The following is an 18,807-nucleotide window of genomic DNA, read 5'->3' as shown; positions in this document are numbered from 1 at the left end:
GTTCGCATTTGTGTCTAGAGTGTCATTCCATCCCGGCCGATCAGTACCTGAGGCGGCAGTTGCTTCGCTTGCCCCATCAACCATGCATCCAGCGTGTGACCGATGTGCGTCAATACGGCTTTACCTGGTCGTAAAAGGTCAATGGTTTCCAGCGCCAGGGTCAGGTCATTGTGATTACGTGGCGGCTGAGGCTGCGGGGGCATGGAGCAATCGAGAATCAGCACGTCCAGCGGATGGCGTTGCAGGAATTCGCGGGTGTCGTCAGGCAAGCCGACGGTGTCGGTCAGGTAGGCAAAACGTTGCCCGTCGCCTTCGAACATGTACCCGAACGTGGGCTTTGAGTGCGTCAGTGGCAGCGCTGTGACCTGCAACGTGCCCAGTGCCCGGGTTTCGAAGGCTGCAAACGGCTGGCTGAAATCGAGAATGCCAGGGTGCTTGTAAAGATCGGCCAGGCCTTCCGGGTCAGCAGGGCCGTGGACCGGAATCACCAGCCCCTGGCCCCAGCGCAGGTGCAGCAGGCCTTGGGCATGATCGGCATGGTAATGCGTCTGCAGGATGCCGCTCAGGCTGCCCGGCGGGAAACGTTCTGCAAGGTCGGTCAGACCACTGTCGATCAACCAGCGCTGATCGGCGCATTCAATCAGCGCGCTGCACGGCAAACGCCGCAGGTCCTGATTCGCCCGTGCCGCCGAGCAGGCCGGGCACTGGCAACCGTAGACGGGCACCTGCCGTGCATCACCGGTGCCCAACAGGGTCAGGCGCATGCGTCACGCCGCTCCATCAGGTCGATAAGCGTGGCGACGGTCTGTTGCAGATCAGCAGAATTGTCCAGCGGGAAGACGTGCGGATTGTTCGCGAGTAAATCTCCGGCAAAGCGCGAGTTGCGCGCAAGACGCTCCTCGATTTCCGGCAGGGTTTCCCTGTTGCGCGCCAGCAGACGCTGGCGCAGCACGTTCTGGTTGACGGTCAGCAGCACCGCGAGCAACGTCGGGTAACGCATTTGCGCTTTCTGCAGATGCGCCCGGGAGCCGTTGATCAACACGTCGTGGCCCTCCAGAAGCCACTGATCGATCTCGACGGGAATGCCGTAGTACAAGCCATTGGCCTGCCAGCTCAAGGCAAACGCGCCACGCTCGCGCATCTGCTCGAACTGTTCGACCGTCACCGCCTGCGCCGCCTCGCCCACCGCTTCGGCGGAACGGGTGATCACCCGCCGGACAACCCGGCAGTTGCGTTGCGCCAGCGCTTCACGGGCTGCATCCAGCAGGCTGTCCTTGCCTGAACCGGATGGCCCGATGAGATAGATCAACCTGCCAACCATCAAAACACCCTCTTGCCTTGTCGCCAGACCTTGTCGATAACCGGCAGGCCTGCATGATTGCGCGCCTGAATCAGATCAGCGCGCAGACCGATGCGAATCTCGCCACGATCCGCCAACCCTGCCGCAACAGCGGGCGTGCGGCTGACCATATTGATCGCTTGCGGCAGCTCGCAGTCATTGTCCTGTTCGGCCAGCATGAACGCGGCCTGCAACAGACTGGCCGGGTAGTAGTCGCTGGACAGAATGTCCAGCAGCCCGTTTCTGGCCAGCGATGCTGCCGCCACGTTACCGGAGTGCGAGCCGCCGCGCACGATGTTCGGTGCGCCCATCAGCACGCTCATGCCCAGTTGTCGACAGCCGCGGGCCGCTTCCAGTGTGGTCGGGAATTCGGCGATGTTCATGCCGAAACCTGCCGATTCCTCGACATGCGCCATGGTTGCGTCGTCGTGGCTGGCAATCGACAGGCCACGCGCCAGGCACAGTTCGACAATCGCGCGCCGGTAGCGGTCGGCGTACTCGGTGGAGTTGGCGACCTGCTCGACGATGAAGCGATCCATTTCCTCATGATTCATGTGGTACTTGCCCATGTAGTACTCGCGGTACTTGGACTCCAGGGCAAACTGACGCTGGCCGGGCGCGTGGTCCATCACCGAGACCAGTTGCACCAGCGGCTGGTCGACCAGGTCACGAAACACGCTCAGGGTATCCGGATGACTGACCTCGCAACGTAGGTGCAACAGGTGCTCGGCGCGGGTCAGGCCCGCTGCGTTGGCGTCGGCAATCGCCTGAAGCATCGCGGGCAGTTGCTGCATGCGCTTGCCTTTGGGGTTGATGTCGCCAATCGACAGTGCATCGAACACCGTGGTAATACCGGCCGCGACGATTTGCGCATCATGACTGATCACCGCCGACATCGACGGCCAATCGACACCCGGCCGTGGCGACAGGTGCTTTTCCAGGTTGTCGGTGTGCAATTCCACCAGCCCCGGCAGCAGGTAATCGCCCTGCATGTCCTGAGCCTGGCTCAGTTGGCTGCGCCCACTCTGAACCTCGGCAATCAGGCCGTCGCGGACCACAACTGTGCCGACGAACACCTGCTCGGCAGTCACCACACGGGCGTTACTGAAGATCTGTTCGTTCAGCATTGCAGCAACTCCTTGGCGGTGAGGTCCACCGGGCTCATGTCGAGTTGACGATTGGCGACTGCCTCGCGGGCGTCGCGATCATGGAAAATACCGATCAGTGCGGCACCGGCCTGTTTGGCCTCATCGACCAGATCCAGCACCACCTGACGGTTGGCGTCGTCCAGCGAAGCAGTTGGTTCGTCGAGTAACAAAATCGGCCACGGCACCATGAATGCCCGGGCGATGTTGATACGCTGCTGTTCACCACCGGAAAAGGTGCTGGGAGCCAGTGGCCAAAGGCGCTGGGGAATGTTCAGCCGGTTCAGCAGCAGTTGTGCGCGCTCCTGGGCCTGTTCGCGCGACCAACCGAGTGCGAGTGCTGGCTCCATCACTACATCCAGGCTCGATACACGCGGAATGACGCGCAAGAACTGACTGACGTAGCCGAGCGTTTTGCGACGTACTTCAAGCACCTGGCGCGGGGTCGCCCCGACCAGCTCGGTCCACTGGCCTTCGTGCTGCACGCGGATACTGCCAGCGGCAGGCAGGTAGTTGCCGTACAAAGTGCGCAACAATGTGCTTTTACCCGCGCCGGACTGCCCGCTGAGCACCAGGCATTCACCTGCGCGCACCGAGAAATTGAGCCCGCGCAGCACATTGAGGACCACGCCATTGTGCTGATGCAGGGTAAAGGTTTTCGAGAGGTCACGGACCTCGATCAACGTTGTCATCGGGCTCACCTCATCTGTACAGGCTGTTTGGACAGTGCGACTCATGGCTGCAATACCGAGGACACCAACAGTTGTGAATACGGATGCTGCGGGTCATCGAGAATCTGATCGGTCAGGCCGCTCTCGACCACTTCCGAGCGCCGCATGACCATCAGCCGATCAGCCAGCAACCGCGCGACCGCCAGGTCGTGAGTGACAATGACCACGGCCAGGTCCAGCTCTCGAACCAGACCACGCAACAGGTCGAGCAACCGTGCCTGCACCGACACATCCAGCCCACCGGTGGGTTCGTCCATGAACACCAGCCTCGGGCTGGACACCAGATTGCGGGCGATCTGCAGGCGTTGCTGCATGCCGCCGGAAAATGTGCGCGGCAGATCATCAATGCGTAGCGGGTCGATCTCGACCTGGCTCAGCCAGTCCACCGCTGCGCTGCGCAATTGCTGATAATTGCGCACGCCCTGGGCCATCAGGCGCTCGCCGATATTGGCTCCGGCAGAGACGCCCATACGCAGGCCGTCACGCGGGTTCTGTTCGACAAAGCCCCACTCGGTACGTAACAAGGTACGACGCTGCGCTTCGCTGGCACTGTACAAGTCGAACCAGTCACCCTCCTTGCCGCGATAATCGATGCTGCCGCGATCCGGCGGGCAACGTCCGCTCAACAGCGACAGCAGCGTGGACTTACCCGAGCCCGATTCGCCGACGATGCCCAGCACTTCGCCGGGATACAGGTCGAAACTCACGTCCTGGCAACCCTTTTGCACCCCGTATAGACGGGTCAGGCCGCGCACCTTGAGCAGCGGTTGCGCAGGTTCGGGCTGGCGGTTGCCCGCCGGGTTCAATGAGAGAGCACTGATCATCGGGCGTTCTCCTGCTGTTTGACGCGTTGGGCGCAGTAATCGGTGTCGGAGCAGACAAAGCTCTGCGTCCCGGCGTCGTCAAGAATCAGCTCGTCGAGAAAGGAGTCATGGCTGCCGCAGATTGCGCAGCACTGCTCCCAGCGCTGCACTTCAAACGGGTGATCTTCAAAGTCCAGGCTTACCACTTGGGTAAACGGCGGCACGGCGTACAGACGCTTTTCCCGTCCTGCACCGAACAGCATCAGCGCCGGGCTCATGTGCAGCTTGGGGTTGTCGAATTTCGGAATCGGCGACGGGTCCATCACGTAACGCTCATCGACCATGACCGGGTAAGCGTAACTGGTAGCGATATGGCCGAAGGTAGCGATGTCTTCGTAGAGCTTGACGTGCATGACCCCGTAATCATCCAGCGCGTGCATGGTGCGTGTTTCGGTTTCCGACGGCTCGATAAAGCGCAACGGCTCGGGAATCGGCACCTGATAGACCATGATCTGGTCGGCGTGCAACGGTGTTTCCGGAATGCGGTGACGGGTCTGGATGACGGTCGCCTCGGGGGTGCGCTCGGTGGTGGCGATGCCTGCCGTACGGGCAAAAAAGCGTCGTATCGAGACCGCATTGGTGGTGTCGTCAGCGCCTTGGTCGATGACCTTGAGCACATCATCGGCCCCCAGGATTGCAGCGGTCAGTTGCATCCCGCCGGTGCCCCAGCCATAAGGCAGCGGCATCTCGCGTCCGCCGAACGGCACCTGATAACCGGGAATCGCCACCGCCTTGAGCAAGGCACGGCGAATCATGCGTTTGGTCTGTTCGTCCAGGTAAGCGAAGTTGTAGGCATCGTCCCGTACGGGCATTTGCTGTGCGGTGTTCATGGGTGCATTGCTCATTGGTCGCTCTCCGGATTCGGTGCGGACTTGCGCAGCTTGCGGATCAACTCCAGCTCGGACTGGAAGTCCACGTAATGCGGCAGCTTGAGGTGCGAAACAAAACCGGCCGCCTCGACGTTGTCGCAATGCGCCAGCACGAATTCCTCCTGCTGGGCCGGGGAGCGGACTTCTTCGTTGAATTCCCCGGCGCGCAACGAGCGGTCCACCAGTGCCATGCCCATAGCCTTGCGCTCTGCGTTGCCGAATGCCAGGCCGTAGCCACGGGTGAATTGCGCCGGTTCGCTGGCCGAACCAACGAACTGGTTGACCATCTCGCATTCGGTCACTTCGATGTCGCCGATCACAATCGGAAAGCCCAGCTCTTCAGGCTCGATCCAGACCTCTACCTCGCCGATGCGGATTTCCCCGGCGAATGGATGGTTGCGCCCGTAACCACGCTGGGTCGAATAGCCGAGCGCCAGCAGAAAACCCTCGTCGCCACGGGCCAGCGCCTGCAAACGCTGGGCACGACTGGACGGATACTCCAGCGGTTCGCGGGTAATGTCCGCGATGCTCTCGCCGTCGTCCACTTCAGGTTTGATCAACCCTTCTTTGGCCAGCAACCCCAGCACTCGGGGGCAGGATTGCAGCGTTGCCTCCGGCACCACGTCCGGGCCAGGGTGCTCGCCTTCGGCCAGCAAGGTGAAATCCAGCAGGCGGTGGGTGTAGTCAAAGGTCGGGCCCAGCAGTTGACCGCCGGGGACGTCCTTGAACGTGGCCGACAGGCGACGGTTGAGCTGCATGTTCGACGTGTCGATGGGCACGCTGGCGCAAAAACGCGTCAGCGTCGTGCGGTAGGCGCGCAGCAGGAAGATCGCTTCGATCAGATCCCCTGCCGATTGCTTGATCGCCAGCGCGGCCAGCTGCGGGTCATACAGCGAGCCTTCGCTCATGACCCGTGCAACTGCCAGTGGCAGTTGCTGACGGATCTGCTCGACGTCGAGCTCGGCAATGCCTGTATCGCCACGACGCTTGTTGGCCAGCAGACGGTGAGCATTATCGATGGCCTGTTCGCCACCCTTGACCGCGACGTACATCAGGCACACTCCTGCACGCGAGTGCTGCGTGGCAAGCCGAGCATCTGACTGCCCGACAGAAAAAACACATCCAGCCCGCAGGGGAAGACATTACGTGCTTCTCGCTCGGCCCAGAAATCTTCTTCCAGCGGCAAGGCCACCGGGTTCTGCTGCTCGATACCGGGACCGCTCCAGCCAAGCGCACGCCCGCCTTCCAGGCCTGACAGCTGGATCAACAAGGTGCATGACTGATCCGGGTAGCGATCATTACCGGTATCGAAACCATGCAGATCGCAGGCAGTCGACGCATCGAGCAGCGCAAAGCGTGCAGCGTGCCGGTCGCTGACAATCGGGCTGCCGCAATGAAAGGCAATATTCGCGCGAATCGCCGGGGTATCAAATGCCGGGGCGAGCCAGAGCGGAGTGTCTAGGTCCAGTAGCGCCAGGCACAGGGCATGAGTTGCACTGTCCAGGCCCTGCAAGGCAGGTGGCTGGTGTCTGGCGGGCAGAGTCTGAATCACACCCGGGCCGGACAAGGCCTTGAGCGCCAGGCGAAAACTGCGCTGGGCATCCAGCACCGGATCGGTGAAGGCAGGTTGCAGAAGGACGGCATTCATCAGTCTTCTCCTCGGACCAGGGTAAAGAACTCGACTTTGGTTGCAGCAGCTTCGGCGTCCTTGCGCGCCCGACGTTCGGCTTGCGCACGTGCCAGCGGCTCGATCAGTTCGGACAGCCACCAGTCCTGTTGCGCCCCTTGCAGATGAGCGTCGGCCAGGGCTGCCAGTTCGGCATGGCGCTTGTCGCGCCCGGCCAGATAGCTGTAGCCGGTACGACCGTCAGCCAGGCGAACCACACAACGCGTCACGCTCATCTCGCCAAGATTGAAGGCCGAACCGGTCCCGCCCATACGACCGCGCACCAGCGTCATGCCGATTTCCGGAGCGCGGATCATCTGGTAATCGGTATCGCGCAACGCCGCTTCGTGACGCTGCAACTGTTCGCGGCTCGGCTCATCGACCAGGGCGCGCGCCAGCACGCTCATCCAGTGCTGACGCGCGGCCGTTTCAGGGGTTGCTTGCATGGAACACCTCGGTGTCAGTCAGTCGGTTGGCTGCCAGCAATCTGCTTGCCGGCCATCGGGTTAAAAGCCATTTGATACTGGAAGCGGTCAGAGCGACTGACCGAGCGGGAAAGCTCGATCGGCCGCCCCGCCCGGTCACACGAGACCGTCAACACGGTCAGCGCAGGCATATGTCGGGGCATCAGTAGCAACCCGGCCTCTTCACGGGATGGCAGGCGGGCACCGATCAGACTTTGCGCGCGACTCAACGACAACGTGCGCTCGGCCAGATACTGGCGAACCGAACCGCCCTGATAATCCGCCAGCACAGCGCTGTAGCTGGCACTGTAGCGATGGCAGATCAGGCTCACGGACTGGCCGTCCAGCTTGCGCAGCGTCTGCAGTTCGATCAACGGCGCGTGCTCGTCCAGGCCCAGGTACAACGCATCTTCGTGGCTGGCGAGGCATTCGCGACGCGCCAGCAGAATGGCCTCCACGCCGATGCCTTGCGCCGACAGTGACTGGCTGTAGGCACTGTCGACCTGCATCGGATAGATCAGCGGACGCTCCAGCACTTGCGTGCCCTTGCCCTGACGGCGCAGCACACTGCCCTCACGCACCAGTTCATCCACGGCGCGGCGGATCGTGTGACGGTTGACGCAGAAACGCTCGGCTAACTGAAACTCGGCGGGCAGATAATCGCCGGGCCGATACGTGGCCAGTTCATCGCGCAGGGTTTCAGCCAGTTCCAGATACATCGGCTCGACTTGTCTAGACAACTGCATGGTTAAAAAAAGTGTACATTGAACACCCCTCTTCTGTCAGATGAATTGCTTGCGCAGGCGCTGCGACATGATGTCGATGACGCTTACCACAACGATGATTACCAGCAGCACAGCGCTGGTCTGGACGAACGCAAAGGCACGGATGTTTTCCCAGAGAATGACGCCGATGCCCCCGGCACCGACCATGCCCACTACGGTCGCCGAGCGCACATTGGATTCGAACCGGTATAAAGCGTAGGAGATCCACAGCGGCATGACCTGAGGAATTACACCGTAGATGACTTCTTGTAAAGCACTGGCACCGGTGGCACGTACGCCTTCGACAGGACCAGGCTCTATCGCTTCGACCGCTTCGGCGAACAGCTTGGCGAGCACGCCGGTGGTGCTGATCCAGAGTGCCAGTACCCCGGCAAACGGACCCAGCCCGACCGCGACCACAAAGAGCATCGCAAAAACCATTTCGTTGATCGAACGACAAGCATCCATGCAGCGCCGCAGCGGCAGATGAATCCACCACGGCGTGATGTTTTCGGCGCAAAGAATGCCCAGCGGTATCGAACAGACAATCGCCAGCGCCGTGCCCCACAGAGCGATCTGGAGGGTCACCAGCATTTCCTTGAGGTAGCTGCGCCACTCACGAAAGTCCGGCGGGAAGAAGTCGGCGGCAAATGTCGCCATGTTCGACGAGTCCCGAACCAGCGCCATCGGGTTCATTTCTGCGCCCTGCCAGGCCCAGGCCAGCGCCGCGAGCAACAGCCCCCAGCCCAGGTAACGCAATCCGTTGGGCTTGCCTGCAATCCGGGCATAGGCAACTTGAGTGGTCATGGCAAACTCCTGATAGCGGACGGAACGCTCAACCTGCCGAGCTGCCTGCGGTTTTCTGGTTCAGTTCGGTAATGCGCTCCTGCAATTTGCTCAGGCTGGCATCGATGTCCTTGAGCCGGGCAGCTTTCTCCTGAGCGTCCAGCGTAGTGCTGGCAACCACTTCAGTGCGCTGCTTGAACAGTTCAAGTTGACGAATGGGTAACAACTGGTCATCGCTGGACTTGAGGAACTTGCCCATCTGCATGTTCTTCAGAACGGTTTTCTCTTCGTCGGTATTACCGTAACTGGCGAAGAATTCACGAATCTTCGCTTTGTTTTCGTCTGACAGTGCCTTGCTCCAGACAATCGGATCGGCTGGAATCAACGGTGATTTCCAGATCACCTTGAGTTGCTCGACCTTGTCGGGCTGGGTCACCGCCAGGCGGTCCCAGCTTTCGGTATTGAAGGTTGCAACGTCCAGTTGGCCCTTGGCGACACTCAGGGCATTGACCTCGTGGCTGGAGTTCAAGGTGCGCTTGAAGGCAGTGGACGCATCCACATTGTTTTTGGCAAACACATAATAACCAGGCACCAGATAGCCCGAGGTAGAGTTCGGGTCACCGTTGCCGAAGGTCAGGCTCTTGGCGTTCTTGAGCATGTCGTCGACGGAATTGATCGGACTGTCCTTGCGCACAATCAGCAAGCTCCAGTAGCCGGCGTCGCCATTGGCGGCAGAGGTCTGGGCAAAAATCTCGCCGTTGGAGCGGTCAACCGCTTCCATGGCGGCCTTGTTGCCCAACCAGGCCACATCGACCTTGTTGAAACGCATGCCCTGGATCAGACCGGCGTAATCGGAGGCGAACGTGGCGTTGACTTTGAGGCCGGTCTTGCGGCTCATGTCATCGAGAAACGGCTGCCAGATACTTTTCAGGTTTTGCGATGACTCGGTGGACATGATGCCGAAATTGATGGCTTTTTCTTCTGCCGCCTGGACCGTGCCCAACGCGCAGGCGGTCAGCAAGGCGGCAGAGGCGAAAAGACGACCGATACGCTTGAACATGCAGGCTCTCCTGATAATGGGTTGATGTCAGAACTTCAGACTTTAGCCAGCTCCAGGCGTGGCTTGTGGCGAACACGACGGCTTCGCTCGGTGATCATCAGGCTCGCGTCAGCGTCTGCGCCGTAAAGGTCATTGAGGAACTGTTTGCTGAGATCCTCTGCCTGGCCATCAAAATGTATCCGCCCTCCCTTGAGAGCCACAGCACGTGGGCAATAGCGCACGGCGTAATCCACCTGATGCAGGGTGACGACGACGGTCTTGCCGTCGCGGCGATTGATGTCGGCAAGAATTTCCATGACCCGGCGGGCCGATTCGGGGTCCAGCGAGGCAATCGGTTCGTCTGCCAGGATCACTTCGGCGCGCTGGGTCAAGGCACGGGCGATCGCCACGCGTTGCTGCTGGCCACCGGACAAGGTCGAAGCCCGCTGAGCGGCAAGATCCACCAGCCCTACCCGGTCCAGCGCGGCCATTGCGCGCTGTTTCTCCTCGCGATTGAACAACGCCAGACTGCCACGCCAGCGCGGCATCCGTCCCAGACAACCGAGCAGGACGTTGTCCAGCACGCTGAGGCGATTGACCAGATTGAATTGCTGGAAGATATAGCCAATATCGGCCCGCAGACGCCGCACCTGGCTGTTCAGGCGACCGGAAGACTGAACCTCGCGACCCAGTACCTTGACCTGGCCGCCATTGCTGCGATCACAGCACGCAAGACCTGCCAGATGCCGCAGCAAGGTTGACTTGCCGGAGCCGGAAGCACCAATCAGCGCAACCATTTCACCGGGTTGTATAGACAACGCGAGATCAATCAACGCCCCTTTATGTGAAAAGGTCTTGTTCAGGCCTTGTACATGAATGGCTTCGTTCATGAGGCTTCTCGGTCTGCGTACGACCCGGGACAGGTCGTATTCGGTTGTCAACCAAGTTGAACCTGTGTTGTTGCAGCCTCATGAACCGTGAGTGACGAGGTGATAACAGTTTGTCGCAGAAGGTGTTGCAGCGTAGAGATGACGCAGGGCGTCACAAACTGCATGCCAACGCGCGCCAAGGGTCCCACCGCCGAAGTTGGCACGATACCCATCTCGATACTGATGCATGCAACGTGCGCTACGAGAGGTGTCCAGGCGTCCGCCCCCAGAACAGCAGAGCGGCGCAGAGACAGGCTGGATCAGATCCGGAAGCTGCCGACCAGTTGCTGCAGGCGGGCGGCCTGCTCTTCCAGCGAGTTGCAGGCTTCCAGGGTCTGGCGCAGGTTGTCGACACCCAGTTGGTTGAGGGTGTTGATGTGGGTGATGTCGACGTTGATGGACTCCACCACCGAGGTCTGCTCTTCTGTTGCAGCGGCTACCGACTGGTTCATGCCGTTGATCTCTTCGATGCGGCGGGTCACGCTGCCCAGGCGCTCACCGGCCAGGTTGGCGATGCCTACACTGTCCTCGCTCTGACGCTGGCTTTCGGTCATGTTGGTCACCGCCTCGCGGGCGCCGACCTGCAGCTCTTCAATCATGGTCTGCACTTGCTGGGCTGAATCCTGGGTGCGGTGTGCCAGATTGCGCACCTCGTCAGCCACCACGGCAAATCCGCGCCCTGCTTCACCGGCCCGCGCCGCTTCGATGGCAGCGTTGAGCGCCAGCAGGTTGGTCTGCTGGGAGATACTGGTAATCACTTCGAGAATCTGCCCGATGTTGGCGGTCTTGCCATTCAGGCTCTCGATGTTAACGCAGGACTCACTGATCTTGCCGGACAACTCGTTCATGGCCTTGATGGTCTGCTGCACCACGCCTTGGCCGTCACTGGCCAGGCCGCTGGCATCGCTGGACTGCTGCGACGTACGCGCGGCGTTCTGCGCGATTTCCTGTGCCGCAGCGCCCAGCTCGTTGATTGCAGCTGCAACACTTTCAGTGCGATGGGCCTGTTGGTCGGAGTTGTCCATCGACGCGTTGGAGACCCTGACCACCCGTGTGGCCACTTCCCCCAGTTGCGCGGCAGTAGAGGCGACTTCTCGAATCGATGTGTGGATACGTTCGACAAAATGGTTGAACGATTGCGCCAGTGCGCCGAACTCATCCTGCGAGGTGATTGCCAGACGCTTGGTCAGGTCGCCCTCGCCATCGGCGATATCACGCATTGCACGACCCATCTGGTGCAGTGGCTGCATCAGAACCCGGATCAACAGGCCCAGCAGCAGGATGATAACCATCACCACAACCACCATCGCGGTAATCGCCGAGGCACGGAACTCTGCAAGCATCGAATAAGCGGAATCCTGCTCCAGTACCAGCGCAACGTACCAGTTGGCAGTTGACACGCCTTGAACCGGTGTGAAGGAAATGATCTCGGGCTTTTTGCCAGAATCGATTTCCGTTACGCCAGTGGCGATCTTCGGTGTATTGACCGGATAAGCTTCGTTGATGTTCTTGAGCACCAGCTTACTGTCCGGGTGCACCAGAATTTTGCCTTCGGCGCTGACCAGAAACGCGTAACCATGCCCATCGAAGTTCAGGGAGTTGATGATTTTGCTGACGCTGTCCAGGGATATATCGGCACCGGCGACACCGGCGAACTGGTTCTGGATTTTGACCGGAGTGGCAATGGTCATGACCAGCTTGCCGGACGACGCTGCAATGTACGGCTCGGTAACAATTGTGCCAGGCGCGTTCTGGGCGGCCTTGTACCAGCCGCGTGCACGCGGGTCGTAGTCAGCCGGGCGATTGCCGGCCGGTACTGAAAACATGACGCCTTCAGTGCTGCCGAAATAGCTCAGCTGGAAGTTTTCGCTGTACGTCGGCAGGCCAATGGCGCGCTGCAGTTGCGGCAGTTCCTTGCCGTCCACAGCAACTTGCTGAGACATCGACTGCAGCAGTTGAATGCGGCTCTCCAGCCAGGTTTGAATATTCTGCGTGGTCAATGTACCCAGCTGCAACAGCTCGGACCTGACGCTGGATTTAAGCGACTGACGTTGTCGATAGTCGTTTATGACAATAAACACACTGAAGGCGACAACCACAATCAATGCAGCGGCGAGAAGGATCTTCTTGCTGAAACCCAGACTTTTCATAGCGGTTACTTCCACGGCAAAAACCAATAAGGACGATCTCTGGATCGTCAATCAAACTTCACAACTGTGCCGTCCTTTTCACGTTACCCCTGCAGGCCGTTCAGCAACCGGAGCCGATACATACCCGCCAGCGGAGTCGATGATCAGGCAGGTCCGGGTCTCGAAACCCACAGAGGCGCTTGTATCGCCATATCGGCCGCGACTGACCAGTCCTTGATTATTTTTTTCGGAGTGCGCCGAGACCTGTCTCCCACTCTCGAAAGCGAAACGTGCAGAGCGGGAAAAACTGGCTATGGTTGAATTCATCCCCGCCATGCAGAGGACGGTCTTGCCATGCTGAGTATCGAAAAGCTTTTTGACGATTTGCACAGTCTCCCGAGTATTCCCAAAGTGGCTCAGGACCTGATGCTGCAATTTGACAATCCCTCCTCCAACCTGGAAAGCATCGCCCGTAACATAGAGAAAGACCCGGTGATCGCCGCCAAGGTATTGCGTCTGGCCAACTCGGCGCGGTTTCGCGGCTCGCGCGAGTCGTCAAGTATCGAAGACGCGGCCATGCGCCTGGGTTTCAATACCCTGCGTACGCTGGTAATGGCCTCGGCCGTAACCGGAGCATTCAAGGCAGGGCCCAGTTTTGACCTCAAGGGGTTCTGGCTGAAAAGCTTTCAGGTTGCGGGGATCTGCCGGATGCTCGCGAAACAGACCGGCGTCGATCCTGAAATCGCTTTTACCTGCGGGGTGATGCACAACATCGGTGAGCTGCTGATCCAGACCGGCGCTCCTGAAGTGGCGGAGCGCCTGAACAATGCCGCCAGGGCCGGGACGCCGGGACGTGCAGCCAATGAAACCCTGCAACTGGGTTTCAGCTACCCGGAAGTCGGTGCGGAGCTGGCCAGCCGCTGGCATCTGCCCCAGGTGATCCAGCAGGCCATCGCCTACCAGGCCACACCGCTGAAGGCTCCGGCTGACGCACCGCTGCCCAGGATCGTCGCTCAGGCCATCACCCTCTCCGATGCGCTGGAAGCACACGGCGGCGCGACCCCGCAAGCGCAACAGGCTTGCGGCGGACCGCTAATGGAAGGCATCGATCTGGACGCACTGTTTGCCGGGCTGCCGGCTGTGCTGGAGGCCGACAAAGCGTTCTCCGACCTGTTGAGCTGAGCCGACGCGCTCTTCGCGGAGGGTAAGCGCGGTCATGGCGTGAGCGTTTCACCCCATGACCGCAACCCCGGACATCTGTATATCCATACAGATAAAACTTGCTCGTAGCGCATTCAACGTTCATCCTTGCAGCCCTTGCACCGGTAATCGACGACGGTAGTCATGCGGCTGTTTCTCTGCGAAAAACCTTCTCAGGCCAAAGATATTGCGGCTGCGCTCGGCGCAACCCGTCGTGGCGATGGCTGCTGGGTAGGCCCCAATGCCACCGTGACCTGGTGCATTGGCCATCTGCTGGAGACAGCCCCGCCCGACGCCTACGATGCGCGTTACAAGCGTTGGGTGCTGGAAGACCTGCCCATCGTTCCGGAAAAGTGGAAGATGCTCGTCAAGCCAAAGACCGCCAGCCAGTTCAAGGCGGTCAAACGGTTGCTGGGCGAAGCCCGGGAACTGGTGATTGCCACCGACGCCGACCGCGAAGGCGAAATGATCGCCCGCGAATTGCTCGACCATTGCCGCTATCGCGGGCCGATTCAGCGTTTGTGGTTGTCGGCACTGGATGACGCCTCCATCCGCAAGGCGCTGGCAGCGCTCAAACCCGGTGCCGACACGTTCAGCCTGTACCACTCGGCATTGGGTCGATCCCGCGCCGACTGGCTGATCGGCATGAACATGAGCCGTCTGTTTACCCTGCTGGGTCGTCAATCGGGTTATCAGGGCGTGCTGCCGGTGGGTCGGGTACAAACCCCGACATTGCGGCTGGTGGTGGACCGTGATCGGAGCATTGCCGACTTCGTACCGGTGCCCTACTGGGCGATTGACGTCAGATTGCTGTCTGACGATCAGGCATTTATCGCTCAATGGCGCGCCCCATCGGACGCCTGTGACGATCAGGATCGCTGCCTGAACCAGCCGCTGGCGCATCATGCAGCCGAAGCGATGCGCAATGCTGCGAGTGCACGACTGATCAAGCTGCGCACCGAGCGGATTCGCGAAGCAGCGCCGCTGCCGTTCGATCTGGGCACTCTGCAGGAAATCTGCTCGAAAAAGCTCGGGCTCGGTGCGCAGGAAACCCTTGATATAGCCCAGTCGCTGTATGAAACCCACAAGGTCATCACTTACCCGCGCAGCGATTGCGGCTACCTGCCAGACAGTCAGCATGGCGAAGCTGCGGGTATCATCGCAGCGATGTGCAAGGCAGACCCGACGCTGGCCAGCCTGTCACCACACCTTGATCCGCAACGCCGGTCACGGGCCTGGAACGACAGCAAAGTGACTGCTCACCACGGCATCATTCCCACGGCTGCCATACGTGGCGTCGAGCGCCTGACCGGCAAACCCCGAGCGGTATACACCCTGATCAGAGCGCGCTATCTGGCCCAGTTTCTGCCCAACCACGAATACGACCGCACCCAGGCGGATTTCGACTGCGCAGGCCATCCGCTTCGTGCGGTTGGCAAGCAGATCGTCGAACCCGGCTGGAAGCGGGCCATGCCCGAGGCACTGGCACCGGCCAAGGGACGCGAAGCACCTGCCCCGCAACCATTACCTGCGTTGTTTCAGGGTTGTGAGTGTGCTGTTGACGACGTCATCCTCAAAGACCTGTGGACCCAACCCCCCAAACCCTTTACCGAAGGCGACCTGATCAAGGCGATGAAGAACGTCGCCAGGCTGGTGGAGGACCCGCTGCTCAAGCAAAAACTCAAGGACACCACCGGTATCGGCACCGAAGCCACCCGCGCCGGAATCATTCAGGGCCTGCTTGATCGTGGCTACCTGACCCGGCAAGGCAAGGCTCTGTGCGCGACACCGGCAGCGTTCAGTCTTATCGACGCTGTGCCGCGCGCCATCGCCGACCCTGGTACCACGGCGATCTGGGAGCAGGCTCTGGACATGGTACAAAGCGGCGAAATGAGCCTTGAAGCGTTTGTCGCCAAACAGGCGGCATGGATGAGCAAACAGGTCAGCCGCTGCGTCGGCATGCGCATGACCATCAGCGGTCCGGCCAGCCCGGCAGGCGTTGCGCCGCCGTGGAAGAAAAAACGCAAGACTGCAAAGCGCAGTGCCACGTCGTCCACTGCTGCAGCGGGCACTGCAGCGAAAAAACCGCGACGAACTGCCAAACCCGCCGCCAAAACGTAGGCCGGAGCAGCCGCGGGCTCACGAACAAGCAAATGGCTACACACTCAAGCGTTACAAACAGGTGTTACAACATGTCAGACCGAGAGCTCATCATTCCGCCCACCATGCAATCAATCATGGACCGTGCAGGCTATGCACCCGCCGTCAGGGTGGGCGACACCCTGTACTGCGCCGGGCAGGTGGGACGCACACGAGAAATGGAAGTCATCCTCAACCCGGAGGCGCAGTTCATTGCCTGCTGGGAAAACCTGCGCACGGTATTGGCCGAAGGTGGCTGCACATTCGACGATATAGTCGACATGACCACTTATCATGTCGCCATGAGTGAACACATGGCGGTGTTTCGTGACGTGAAAAACCGTATATTCCCGCGCGGCCAATGCGCATGGACCTGCATCGGCGTTGCCGAGCTGGCACATCCCGGACTGTTGCTGGAGATCAAGTGCGTTGCAGTCAGGCGCAGCGCCTGACCCGTTATCAAAGGCTGGAACGCAACGGGATCTCGTGCCGCGAAGCTTCTGCCTGAGCACCGTCCAGCCCGACCATTTCGTCGTGGGCCACGGCCTGGGTCATGAACAGCTTTACATCCGATACCGGAGAAAGCACCTTGCGCGCCTCTTCTACCGACGCAAGGTGCAGGGTATTGCCACTCGAATCTTCCACTGGCACAGACTTGCCGTCCACCAGCGCGTGGAGCACGTATGAGCCGCCCTCCATTGAAATCAGATCGAGTTCGCGAACCGTTTTATCCTTTGCATGTTTTGTCAGGTCTTGAATGTTCAAAGTCACACCTCCGGTAGCGTTCTGAAAATCAGCGCCGTGTAGAAGTGGAGTTTTCATCTGCCTGAACGTTCCGTTATTTCAAATACGTACCGGACAATCAGCGTGAGCCCGCGCCAGGCGCAGGCCCTTATGCTCTGTTGCTTGCCCCACGGCTTATCTGCCCAGCAACAGCGCAGCGTCAAAGCCCATCCGCAAGTTGCCCCAGTGGCGCCCGTCAAAAAAGAACGGTACGTCGATTTCGGTCATGATCTCGCCGGTATCACGCAGGTAGGTCTGCAACAGAAAGCGCTGCTTGTTGCCTGCCGCACGCAAGCCTATCGGGTCGGAGAACATCCGTTTGTTACGGCATACCGGCAAGTCGACGGCACGGTCGCCGGTAGGTTTCAGCGACACCCAACTGTTGTTGACCGGACAGTAACCTTTGTTGTCCACGATAAAGGTGACTTTGCCGCCCCGGGTGCCTTTGGTCAGTTTGTCGCATTCTTCCTGGCAGACTTGTGCGAAGCGTTCTGTGTAACCGGTCATGTATTGCTTGGGATCAGTACCGGGGATCAGCGTGTAACTCTGATCAAACAGATTGACGCCTTGTTTGTGCAGTTCCGCCAGCCGCGCCTGCAGGATATCCCGGCAATGACTCGCACGGGTAATGGCCGCGTCCAGCTCGCCATGTCCCAGCACGAAACGCCCCAGCAATGCCTGAACCTGCTCGGCCACACCCGACAGATCACGGGTTGCTGTGGCGGAGTGCTGCATGCGCTGATCGATGGCCTGACTGTCGGAGTAAATTCGCGTCACCCGCTCGTTGATGCCAGTGTTGGTGGTTGCAAACTGCTGAATATGCGCAGCGATGTCGGCCAATTTGTCATTGGTCGACTCGAAATCGCCGATCATGCTCTCGAAATGACCGGACGCCCGTTCCACCACCTGTTGGGTTTCGCGGGCGCTGTGGCTGATCTGAATGGTCTGCTCGTGGGTGGAACTGACTTCCTGAAGCATTGCGTCGATGTTCCGGGAGATATCATCAGTGGCTTTACTGACGTTCTGCGCCAGCGTGCGCACTTCATCCGCCACCACCGCAAACCCCCGGCCGCTCTCACCGGCCCGCGCAGCTTCGATGGCCGCATTCAGTGCGAGCAGGTTGGTCTGCGAGGATATCTGCTGGATGAGCCCGACAATCGACTTGATGCTTGATGAACGCTCATTCAACCCGGATACCAGCCCACCGAACTCATTAAGGCTGCTGGATATCTGGCTGATGTTTCCGGTCACTTCCAACAATTCGGCATAAGAATCGCGCGCCATACTCAGGTTCTGCGCGGTGGTACTCGAAATACCCTGCGTCTGCTGAGAGACGTCCTCGATGCTGCCCACCGCCATATTGCTCTGGTCCATCACCTCTCTGGCGAAACGCGCCTGATCGGTCGCGCTGTCACTGGAATCACTGATGTTTTTCAGCGAGCGTGCCGATTCGACTGCAATCTGCACCGTCAGCGCCTGAATACTGCTGATCACCTCGCGCTGCTTGGCCAGAAAGCGATTGCAGGTGCTGGCCAGCACTCGAATTTCGTCGTGCGTCAGCAATGGCAAGTCCCGGGACAGGTCGCCCTCGCCGTTAGCAATTTCTTCGAGGGCGCGCGTCATGAACATGACCGGACGCACAATCAAATGGCGGAAGTACCAGACCATGAAGCCGACCATCACCAGCGTAAACAGAGTGCTCAGCAGGATGGCATTGCTCAGGACATCAAGCCGGCCCTGAACCTTGCCCAGCACGGCCGCGTCCAGCGACGTGGCGTGCAATTGCTGCATGATGTCGGATCGGATATTCAGCGCCACCCAGTACAGCAGAGCGCTGACCAGAGCCAGCAGAAAAAGGCTTGAGAGCTTTTTGGTCAGTGTGTCGAAAAACTGCATTTCGACTGACTCGTATAAGGCCTTTAACGTCCGCATGCCGCTGCTCCTTGGGGTGAAAAATGACG

General features: G+C 59.9%; 19 protein-coding genes and 1 pseudogene. 3 read left to right on the top strand and 17 right to left on the bottom strand.

What is annotated here, in order from left to right:
- Positions 1-14: 14 nt before the first annotated feature.
- The 15 genes and pseudogenes from phnP to ALO80_RS32550 form a co-directional block, all read right to left on the bottom strand.
- Complete coding sequence (phnP, locus tag ALO80_RS12095) at positions 15-764, bottom strand: phosphonate metabolism protein PhnP (RefSeq protein WP_055009178.1); 750 nt, start codon at positions 762-764, stop codon at positions 15-17.
- Positions 755-1,321: a phosphonate metabolism protein/1,5-bisphosphokinase (PRPP-forming) PhnN gene (gene phnN, locus ALO80_RS12090; RefSeq protein WP_055009177.1), complete on the bottom strand. Its 567-nt coding sequence runs from the start codon at positions 1,319-1,321 to the stop codon at positions 755-757. Before phnN ends, phnP begins: the two co-directional genes overlap by 10 nt.
- A complete protein-coding gene (locus ALO80_RS12085; RefSeq protein WP_055009176.1) occupies positions 1,321-2,466 on the bottom strand; it encodes an alpha-D-ribose 1-methylphosphonate 5-triphosphate diphosphatase in 1,146 nt (381 codons plus the stop codon). Before ALO80_RS12085 ends, phnN begins: the two co-directional genes overlap by 1 nt.
- Positions 2,460-3,176: a phosphonate C-P lyase system protein PhnL gene (phnL, locus tag ALO80_RS12080; RefSeq protein ID WP_055009175.1), complete on the bottom strand. Its 717-nt coding sequence runs from the start codon at positions 3,174-3,176 to the stop codon at positions 2,460-2,462. Before phnL ends, ALO80_RS12085 begins: the two co-directional genes overlap by 7 nt.
- 41 nt (positions 3,177-3,217) lie before the next feature.
- On the bottom strand, positions 3,218-4,039 hold the full coding sequence (phnK, locus tag ALO80_RS12075; protein WP_055009174.1) for a phosphonate C-P lyase system protein PhnK: 822 nt from the start codon (positions 4,037-4,039) through the stop codon (positions 3,218-3,220).
- Complete coding sequence (locus ALO80_RS12070; RefSeq protein ID WP_162491453.1) at positions 4,036-4,908, bottom strand: alpha-D-ribose 1-methylphosphonate 5-phosphate C-P-lyase PhnJ; 873 nt, start codon at positions 4,906-4,908, stop codon at positions 4,036-4,038. The genes phnK and ALO80_RS12070 overlap by 4 nt, the downstream gene beginning before the upstream one ends.
- Positions 4,909-4,919: 11 nt before the next feature.
- On the bottom strand, positions 4,920-5,999 hold the full coding sequence (locus tag ALO80_RS12065; protein ID WP_055009173.1) for a carbon-phosphorus lyase complex subunit PhnI: 1,080 nt from the start codon (positions 5,997-5,999) through the stop codon (positions 4,920-4,922).
- Entirely contained in the window at positions 5,999-6,595 is a 597-nt protein-coding gene (gene phnH / locus ALO80_RS12060; protein WP_055009172.1) for a phosphonate C-P lyase system protein PhnH, read from the bottom strand. Before phnH ends, ALO80_RS12065 begins: the two co-directional genes overlap by 1 nt.
- Entirely contained in the window at positions 6,595-7,059 is a 465-nt protein-coding gene (phnG, locus tag ALO80_RS12055; RefSeq protein WP_055009171.1) for a phosphonate C-P lyase system protein PhnG, read from the bottom strand. The genes phnH and phnG overlap by 1 nt, the downstream gene beginning before the upstream one ends.
- Before the next feature lie 14 nt (positions 7,060-7,073).
- Positions 7,074-7,823, bottom strand: a complete 750-nt coding sequence (phnF, locus tag ALO80_RS12050; protein WP_054985347.1) for a phosphonate metabolism transcriptional regulator PhnF — start codon at positions 7,821-7,823, stop codon at positions 7,074-7,076.
- A gap of 36 nt (positions 7,824-7,859) precedes the next feature.
- Complete coding sequence (gene phnE, locus ALO80_RS12045) at positions 7,860-8,648, bottom strand: phosphonate ABC transporter, permease protein PhnE (RefSeq protein WP_055005896.1); 789 nt, start codon at positions 8,646-8,648, stop codon at positions 7,860-7,862.
- A 28-nt stretch (positions 8,649-8,676) separates the two neighbouring features.
- On the bottom strand, positions 8,677-9,687 hold the full coding sequence (gene phnD / locus ALO80_RS12040; RefSeq protein ID WP_055005897.1) for a phosphonate ABC transporter substrate-binding protein: 1,011 nt from the start codon (positions 9,685-9,687) through the stop codon (positions 8,677-8,679).
- A 35-nt stretch (positions 9,688-9,722) separates the two neighbouring features.
- A complete protein-coding gene (gene phnC / locus ALO80_RS12035; RefSeq protein ID WP_055005898.1) occupies positions 9,723-10,556 on the bottom strand; it encodes a phosphonate ABC transporter ATP-binding protein in 834 nt (277 codons plus the stop codon).
- 299 nt (positions 10,557-10,855) lie between these two features.
- Positions 10,856-11,620, bottom strand: a complete 765-nt coding sequence (locus tag ALO80_RS32555) for a methyl-accepting chemotaxis protein (RefSeq protein ID WP_371904939.1) — start codon at positions 11,618-11,620, stop codon at positions 10,856-10,858.
- A gap of 93 nt (positions 11,621-11,713) precedes the next feature.
- Positions 11,714-12,745 (bottom strand): annotated as a pseudogene (locus ALO80_RS32550) (HAMP domain-containing protein); the annotation flags it as partial.
- Positions 12,746-13,078: 333 nt separating this feature from the next.
- Here ALO80_RS32550 and ALO80_RS12025 point away from each other — a divergent pair.
- From ALO80_RS12025 to ALO80_RS12015, 3 genes are all read left to right on the top strand, one after another.
- Complete coding sequence (locus tag ALO80_RS12025) at positions 13,079-13,906, top strand: HDOD domain-containing protein (RefSeq protein ID WP_054985352.1); 828 nt, start codon at positions 13,079-13,081, stop codon at positions 13,904-13,906.
- 162 nt (positions 13,907-14,068) lie between these two features.
- Positions 14,069-16,045, top strand: a complete 1,977-nt coding sequence (locus tag ALO80_RS12020) for a DNA topoisomerase III (RefSeq protein ID WP_055009170.1) — start codon at positions 14,069-14,071, stop codon at positions 16,043-16,045.
- A gap of 71 nt (positions 16,046-16,116) precedes the next feature.
- A complete protein-coding gene (locus tag ALO80_RS12015) occupies positions 16,117-16,515 on the top strand; it encodes a RidA family protein (protein WP_055009169.1) in 399 nt (132 codons plus the stop codon).
- Between the two features lie 7 nt (positions 16,516-16,522).
- Here the strand turns inward: ALO80_RS12015 and ALO80_RS12010 are convergent, their stop codons facing one another.
- Complete coding sequence (locus tag ALO80_RS12010) at positions 16,523-16,834, bottom strand: DUF6482 family protein (protein ID WP_055009197.1); 312 nt, start codon at positions 16,832-16,834, stop codon at positions 16,523-16,525.
- A gap of 147 nt (positions 16,835-16,981) precedes the next feature.
- Positions 16,982-18,778 carry a methyl-accepting chemotaxis protein gene (locus ALO80_RS12005; RefSeq protein ID WP_055009168.1) on the bottom strand — a complete coding sequence of 599 codons (1,797 nt, stop codon included), beginning with the start codon at positions 18,776-18,778 and terminating at the stop codon, positions 16,982-16,984.
- Positions 18,779-18,807 lie beyond the last annotated feature (29 nt).

The sequence above is a fragment of the Pseudomonas caricapapayae genome, from assembly GCF_001400735.1.
In the GTDB taxonomy this organism is placed as follows: Bacteria; Pseudomonadota; Gammaproteobacteria; order Pseudomonadales; family Pseudomonadaceae; genus Aquipseudomonas; species Aquipseudomonas caricapapayae.
The sequence above is the reverse complement of the archived record's forward strand: the minus strand, read 5'-3'. Positions and strand labels throughout refer to the sequence as shown.

Coding starts and splice junctions, on each gene's coding strand:
- phnP (WP_055009178.1), bottom strand. CDS start 764: ATGCGCCTGACCCTGTTGGGCACCGGTGATGCACGGCAGGTGCCCGTC.
- phnN (WP_055009177.1), bottom strand. CDS start 1,321: ATGGTTGGCAGGTTGATCTATCTCATCGGGCCATCCGGTTCAGGCAAG.
- ALO80_RS12085 (WP_055009176.1), bottom strand. CDS start 2,466: ATGCTGAACGAACAGATCTTCAGTAACGCCCGTGTGGTGACTGCCGAG.
- phnL (WP_055009175.1), bottom strand. CDS start 3,176: ATGACAACGTTGATCGAGGTCCGTGACCTCTCGAAAACCTTTACCCTG.
- phnK (WP_055009174.1), bottom strand. CDS start 4,039: ATGATCAGTGCTCTCTCATTGAACCCGGCGGGCAACCGCCAGCCCGAA.
- ALO80_RS12070 (WP_162491453.1), bottom strand. CDS start 4,908: ATGAACACCGCACAGCAAATGCCCGTACGGGACGATGCCTACAACTTC.
- ALO80_RS12065 (WP_055009173.1), bottom strand. CDS start 5,999: ATGTACGTCGCGGTCAAGGGTGGCGAACAGGCCATCGATAATGCTCAC.
- phnH (WP_055009172.1), bottom strand. CDS start 6,595: ATGAATGCCGTCCTTCTGCAACCTGCCTTCACCGATCCGGTGCTGGAT.
- phnG (WP_055009171.1), bottom strand. CDS start 7,059: ATGCAAGCAACCCCTGAAACGGCCGCGCGTCAGCACTGGATGAGCGTG.
- phnF (WP_054985347.1), bottom strand. CDS start 7,823: ATGCAGTTGTCTAGACAAGTCGAGCCGATGTATCTGGAACTGGCTGAA.
- phnE (WP_055005896.1), bottom strand. CDS start 8,648: ATGACCACTCAAGTTGCCTATGCCCGGATTGCAGGCAAGCCCAACGGA.
- phnD (WP_055005897.1), bottom strand. CDS start 9,687: ATGTTCAAGCGTATCGGTCGTCTTTTCGCCTCTGCCGCCTTGCTGACC.
- phnC (WP_055005898.1), bottom strand. CDS start 10,556: ATGAACGAAGCCATTCATGTACAAGGCCTGAACAAGACCTTTTCACAT.
- ALO80_RS32555 (WP_371904939.1), bottom strand. CDS start 11,620: ATGGACAACTCCGACCAACAGGCCCATCGCACTGAAAGTGTTGCAGCT.
- ALO80_RS12025 (WP_054985352.1), top strand. CDS start 13,079: ATGCTGAGTATCGAAAAGCTTTTTGACGATTTGCACAGTCTCCCGAGT.
- ALO80_RS12020 (WP_055009170.1), top strand. CDS start 14,069: ATGCGGCTGTTTCTCTGCGAAAAACCTTCTCAGGCCAAAGATATTGCG.
- ALO80_RS12015 (WP_055009169.1), top strand. CDS start 16,117: ATGTCAGACCGAGAGCTCATCATTCCGCCCACCATGCAATCAATCATG.
- ALO80_RS12005 (WP_055009168.1), bottom strand. CDS start 18,778: ATGCGGACGTTAAAGGCCTTATACGAGTCAGTCGAAATGCAGTTTTTC.